The organism is Curtobacterium sp. UNCCL20, assembly GCF_900101675.1.
GTDB lineage: Bacteria > Actinomycetota > Actinomycetes > Actinomycetales > Microbacteriaceae > Curtobacterium.
In genome coordinates this window covers 1-2,608 of the sequence record NZ_FNKG01000005.1, presented here as the reverse complement: position 1 = coordinate 2,608, position 2,608 = coordinate 1, and the positions used below count along the sequence as shown (strand labels likewise).

Annotated in this window: 1 rRNA gene; it reads right to left on the bottom strand. The window is 55.1% G+C overall.

What is annotated here, in order from left to right:
- Positions 1-18: 18 nt before the first annotated feature.
- Positions 19-2,608 (bottom strand): 23S ribosomal RNA (locus BLT36_RS18190); the annotation flags it as partial.

The window sequence follows — 2,608 nt, the reverse complement described above, 5'->3', positions numbered from 1 at the left end:
AGGCGAGGAAATAGTTGTGTTGTCAAGTCTTCGGCTTATTAGTACCGGTCAGCTCCACGGGTCGTTAGTCCCCGCTTCCACATCCGGCCTATCAACCCAGTAGTCTGCTGGGAGCCTCTCACACTCAAGGTGCATGGAAATCTCATCTCGAAGACGGCTTCCCGCTTAGATGCTTTCAGCGGTTATCCGGTCCGAACGTAGCTAATCAGCGGTGCCCTTGGCAGAACAACTGACACACCAGAGGTTCGTCCATCCCGGTCCTCTCGTACTAGGGATAGATCTTCTCAAATTTCCAACGCGCGCAGCGGATAGGGACCGAACTGTCTCACGACGTTCTAAACCCAGCTCGCGTACCGCTTTAATGGGCGAACAGCCCAACCCTTGGGACCTACTCCAGCCCCAGGATGCGACGAGCCGACATCGAGGTGCCAAACCATGCCGTCGATATGGACTCTTGGGCAAGATCAGCCTGTTATCCCCGAGGTACCTTTTATCCGTTGAGCGACAGCGCTTCCACAAGCCACTGCCGGATCACTAGTCCCGACTTTCGTCCCTGCTCGACCTGTCAGTCTCACAGTCAAGCTCCCTTGTGCACTTACACTCGCCACCTGATTGCCAACCAGGTTGAGGGAACCTTTGGGCGCCTCCGTTACTCTTTGGGAGGCAACCGCCCCAGTTAAACTACCCATCAGGCACTGTCCATGAACCCGATCAGGGTCCTACGTTAGACATCCAGAGTGACCAGAGTGGTATTTCAACAATGACTCCACGAACACTAGCGTGCCCGCTTCACAGTCTCCCACCTATCCTACACAAGCCACACCGAACACCAATACCAAACTGTAGTAAAGGTCACGGGGTCTTTCCGTCCTGCTGCGCGTAACGAGCATCTTTACTCGTAGTGCAATTTCGCCGAGTTCGCGGTTGAGACAGCTGGGAAGTCGTTACGCCATTCGTGCAGGTCGGAACTTACCCGACAAGGAATTTCGCTACCTTAGGATGGTTATAGTTACCACCGCCGTTTACTGGGGCTTAAATTCAGAGCTTCGCCCAAAGGCTAACCCCTCCTCTTAACCTTCCAGCACCGGGCAGGCGTCAGTCCGTATACATCGTCTTGCGACTTCGCACGGACCTGTGTTTTTAGTAAACAGTCGCTTCCCACTGGTCTCTGCGGCCTTCAACGCTCACGGAGTAAATCCGGTCACGTGTCCGGCCCCCCTTCTCCCGAAGTTACGGGGGCATTTTGCCGAGTTCCTTAACCACGATTCTCTCGATCTCCTTGGTATTCTCTACCTGACCACCTGAGTCGGTTTCGGGTACGGGCGGCTGCAACCTCGCGTCGATGCTTTTCTCGGCAGCATAGGATCACTGATTTCCCCTTACGGGTACGCGTCGGATCTCAGGCATACAGACGACGGATTTGCCTATCGTCAGCCCTACATCCTTACACCAGGTTCACCTTACGGATACCATCGCCTGGCTCAGCTACCTTCCTGCGTCACACCTGTTCATACGCTAACCGCACCAGCATGGGGTCGAGCGTTAGACCGGACCGCATCACCCCGAAGGGATCCGCTGGAACCGGGTTAGGACTCTTAGCACCACTGGATTAGCTTGGGCGGTTGTTCGCCGGTACGGGAATATCAACCCGTTGTCCATCGACTACGCCTGTCGGCCTCGCCTTAGGTCCCGACTTACCCAGGGCGGATTAACCTGGCCCTGGAACCCTTGGTCTTTCGGAGGACGGGTTTCTCACCCGTCTTTCGCTACTCATGCCTGCATTCTCACTCGTGTAGCGTCCACGGCTGGATCACTCCGCCGCTTCACTCGCCACACGACGCTCTCCTACCACTCCGCACGACTGAACCACGAAGGCTTATCGAGTGTGCGAAATCTACAACTTCGGCGGTGTGCTTGAGCCCCGTTACATTGTCGGCGCGGAATCACTTGACCAGTGAGCTATTACGCACTCTTTCAAGGGTGGCTGCTTCTAAGCCAACCTCCTGGTTGTCTATGCAACTCCACATCCTTTCCCACTTAGCACACGCTTAGGGGCCTTAGTTGGTAGTCTGGGTTGTTTCCCTCTCGACGATGAAGCTTATCCCCCACCGTCTCACTGCTGCGCTCTCACTCACCGGCATTCGGAGTTTGGCTGACGTCAGTAACCTGTTGAGGCCCATCGGCCATCCAGTAGCTCTACCTCCGGCGAGAAACACGCAACGCTGCACCTAAATGCATTTCGGAGAGAACCAGCTATCACGAAGTTTGATTGGCCTTTCACCCCTATCCACAGCTCATCCCCTCCATTTTCAACTGAAGTGGGTTCGGTCCTCCACGACGTCTTACCGTCGCTTCAACCTGGCCATGGATAGATCACTTCGCTTCGGGTCTAGGACATGCGACTGAAATCGCCCTATTCAGACTCGCTTTCGCTACGGCTGCCCCACACGGGTTAACCTCGCCACATATCACTAACTCGCAGGCTCATTCTTCAAAAGGCACGCCGTCACCCCTACAAGGAGGCTCCGACGGTTTGTAAGCAAACGGTTTCAGGTACTATTTCACTCCCCTCCCGGGGTACTTTTCACCTTTCCCTCACGGTACTTGT